The following is a 3,883-nucleotide window of genomic DNA, read 5'->3' on the forward strand; positions in this document are numbered from 1 at the left end:
CCTTGGGAAAGAACGGCCGCAGCCGCTCGATCTGCTCATCCGTCAGCCAAAACAGGTCACTCATCCCGGTCTCCTTGCGGAGCCTGAATCAGATCGCGACGATCACATCAATGGGTCCTGACCCTAGAATGAAAAGCGAAAGCCATATGGGACCGGGTTTCGGGCGCGCCGATCCTTTACACTGACTCTGAACATTCTCGCCCTATTACAGATAGTGAGTCTCTAATCGGAGGGCCCGCGTTGCACGTTGCCCTCATCGCAATGAGACGCTCGCTTCGCCCGCAAACCAACCTGCCGAAGTAGCGGTCGCTCATTTGTAACAAAATGGCACATTTCTACGTAGTTAGTGCGCTTCAATTTCAATATGGCTCCTTGGCCGCTCATCGTCTAGAGTTCTACCGTGATTGTCTGCCAACCTGGGCATAGGTAGGTAGACGAGAACAAATGTCACCGGGCGATAAAATAAACGGCCGGGTCAGGGGGAGGAAAATATCATGAAAAACAGGGGCATAGTGTGTGCTCGTCTGCTGGCAAGCGTCAGCGTTGCCGGCATCGCTCTTTCGGCGGGTGCCGCGGCGGCGCAAGATGCCGCGGCGGCGCAAGGCACATCGCAGGCGGAGGCAGCCGGCGGCCTCGAAGAGATCGTCGTCACGGCGCAGAGGCGCGAGCAGAGCCTGCAGGACGTCCCGGTGGCGGTGACCGCGATCAGCGCGGCTTCACTCCAAACCAACCGTATCGTCAGCGTGGCCGATCTCAACGGCATCGCCCCAAACGTGTCCGTCCGTCCCGCGGCAGGCGGCACCCAGATCGCGTCGTTCTCCGTTCGCGGCGTGAACAGCTATGGTGTCGTGCCTGGCTCGGACAAGGAAGTCTCGATCAACCTTGACGGCGTCTATATCAGTTCGGCGCGCGGTTCGATCTTCGACATCGCCGATATCGCACGCATCGAAGTGTTGCGGGGCCCGCAGGGCACCCTGTTCGGGCGCAATGCCACGGCTGGCGCAGTCAGCATCATCACCCGCGACCCCACCGGCAAGTTCGGTGGCACCGTATCGGGCACGATCGGCAACTATGACCAGCGCCGCCTGCGCGCGACGATCGAATCCCCGCAGTTCGGCCCGTTCAGCGCCTATGTGACGTACCAACATAACGAGAGACGCGGCGACACCCGAAACACGGCCGCCGGTGTCATTTGGGACAAGACCGGGCCGGACGGGCTGGGCAGGCAGGTGTCACCCAAAACACTCGGCGACGGCAATTCAGAGTCCGTTTTCGCAGCGCTCAAGTTCGAGCCGACCGACAACCTCAACATGGTCTACAAATATGACTGGGCCATCAACGACTTCACGCCCGAGGCCAACGTGGCGGTTGCCGTCAATCCCAACTCCGGCAACGGCCGCATCCTCACCCTGTTGATGAACAACCAGGTTGCCGGTGTCGCGACGAGCGGGGCATTCATCGGTCAGACCGTCCAGGCGGGTGCAGTCCCGGTTTTTGCGACGAAAGGCCTTCGCACCGGTTTTGCCACCAACGCATGGACCGTCCCGGGCAAGCAACGATATTCCGGTCACAACCTGACCGCCAACTGGCGCACCACGGACAACTTTTCCGCGAGGGCGATCGCGTCCTATCGTCGTTCGTACCTTTACGGCGCAAGCGCTCTTGCAGGTATGAGCGGCATGGTCATCACCCCGGCCGCCAACGCGGCGATCCAGGCCGATACCTCCGGGTTCATCTCCGCAGCAACCAAGGCCCAGTACGCCGCGGCAGTCGGCAATCGCCTGCATGAAGGCGGAACGCAGCGCATCTATCGCAACGAGCAGTACAGCGGCGAATTGCAGCTGAACTATAACACTGATCTACTGGATGCGACAGCAGGTGCCATCTACTTCCACTCGAGCGAGCAGGAGGGTGGTCCGCGTACGATGTGGTCGTCAAAGTCCATGTATATCCAGATTCCGAACAACACCGGTCTTCTGCCGCAGGCCAACGGCACGGTCGGCGCGCAGGCACCGAACGAAGCGCGGTTCCGGCCCCGAGCGACTTCGATCGCCGGCTATGGCCAGGTTGAAGTGCATGTTCTCCCGGTCGTCGATCTGGTCGCCGGTGTCCGCTATACCGATGACCACAAGACCGGAACATCGTACATCGGTGGCCGGTGGAATCCGGCAACGCCTGGCGACCGCGTGAATGGCTTCGTGTCCTACACACCCTCGCAGGTCTCGAGCTTCGTCTACGATGACAATCAGTGGTCCTATACGTTTGGCGCCAACTACAAGCCCAGCAGAGAGACCCTGGTCTATGCGAAATACTCCCGCTCATATGTGTCCGGCGGCCAAATATCGAATCTGCCGTGGAAGCCGGAAATCGCCAAGTCCTATGAGGCGGGCCTGAAGACGACCGTGTTCGATGGCAAGCTGCGTGCTAACCTCGCGGTCTTCTCCGTTACCTATGACAATCTGCAGTTCGCGAACGGTGGCGCGGCCTTCGCGTTGACCCGCCCCGATCTTGCCACGATTCCGACCCTTGTTGTCAGCGCACGTCCGCCGGCCAGGGCGAGGGGTGTCGAAGTGGAACTCACCGCGGCACCGACCCGCTCGCTAACGATGGGTGCGAACCTTGGCTACACGCACTTCAAGTTCCTCGGCACGCTCAATGGCGAAGTGCTTTCGATCGCCAATATATGCACTACGGAATTCGTGTTTGCGGCCGCCAACCCTGCCGCGCTCGCGGCTTGCGAAATTGCCCAGTCGAAAAATTACCGAAACACGCTGACGCCCAAGATTACCAGCAATCTTTACGTGCAATGGGAATCGGAACCCATGTTCGATAGCGATGCTCGTCTGACCGCTCGGCTGGACGCCCAGATCAAATCGTCCATGCGGATCGATGCGAATATCGACGCACCGCTGCCGTTTCCGGGCTGGGACAAGCTTGAAACGGTGCCCACGACCGTGATCCTGAACGGCCGTATCGCGCTCTCGGATGTCCGGCTGGGCGGAGTGGACACCACGTTTGCACTCTGGGGGCGCAACATCACCAACGACAGGCATATTCAGTTCCCCGGCGGTGTTGGTGCCGGCGTCGAGCGCTCGGCGAGCTTCCAGCAGGCGCGGACCTACGGTGTGGATCTGACGGTGAAGTTCTAGGCTCAGGACGTCGTCGGTGACGTTGGGCACGTGGATCGGAGACTTGCTGATGCCGTGATGGCGCCGGGCGGGCGCGGTGGAGTAGTCGATGGCGCAAGTCGGGCTCGCCTGGCTCGCGTCGCGGCATCGCGTCTCGTCAGTGATGATCGGCGCGGGTTGCCCGAAACAGGTGCGTGATCGGCCCCCACCGAGTGTTCCGGTTTGATGGTTTGCAATGGCGGAGTGGCGGTTTCCTGGGCCGGTGGTCGGTAGTCAAGGCTGCTTTGTGGGCAGACGGTATTGCAGGTGTTTGATCCCGGACTTTGATGGTGCATCATCGGCGCAAACCTGAAAGGTTGCATTATGCGACGGGTTCTACACGGCAGCGCCCGTACGACAGAGGCAGTCCGTCGATCGATACAGCATAGTCAAGAAAGCCTGAGGACGCTGGCGAAGCGTCACGGGATTAACTAGAGCGGTTTCCGCGCCTTCTGAATCGTTGAGGATTCACACGAGCGCGGTTTTCTGATTCAGGCTTTGTGCCGGGTCGAGGAGGCCGGCATGGATGCCACGAGTGCTGTCACAGGACCTTCGAGAGCGGGTGGTCGCCGCGGTTGATGCCGGGATGTCGTGCCGGGCCGCGGCAGCGCGGTTCGGGGTGAGCGCGGCGAGTGCGATCCGCTGGCGGCAGTTGGTCGTTCGGAACGGCACGCCGGCTGCCAAACCGCAGGGTGGCGACCGCCGTGCGGCCAGGA

The 3,883-nt window shown here is 61.1% G+C and carries 2 protein-coding genes and 1 pseudogene; all 3 read left to right on the top strand.

Going from position 1 to position 3,883, the window contains the following annotated elements; genetic code table 11:
• Nucleotides 1-494 precede the first annotated feature (494 nt).
• Nucleotides 495-3,149 (top strand): TonB-dependent receptor, encoded by a 2,655-nt coding sequence (locus FOY91_RS20810; RefSeq protein WP_145155917.1) that lies wholly within the window; start codon nt 495-497, stop codon nt 3,147-3,149.
• 342 nt (nt 3,150-3,491) lie between these two features.
• A pseudogene (locus FOY91_RS20815) lies at nt 3,492-3,599 on the top strand (IS481 family transposase); the annotation flags it as partial.
• A gap of 94 nt (nt 3,600-3,693) precedes the next feature.
• Nucleotides 3,694-3,883, top strand: a 190-nt coding sequence (locus FOY91_RS20820) for a helix-turn-helix domain-containing protein (RefSeq protein ID WP_203234655.1), incomplete at its 3' end; no start/stop codon positions are given.

The sequence above is a fragment of the Alterirhizorhabdus solaris genome (assembly GCF_007785815.1).
Taxonomy (GTDB): Bacteria; Pseudomonadota; Alphaproteobacteria; order Sphingomonadales; family Sphingomonadaceae; genus Alterirhizorhabdus; species Alterirhizorhabdus solaris.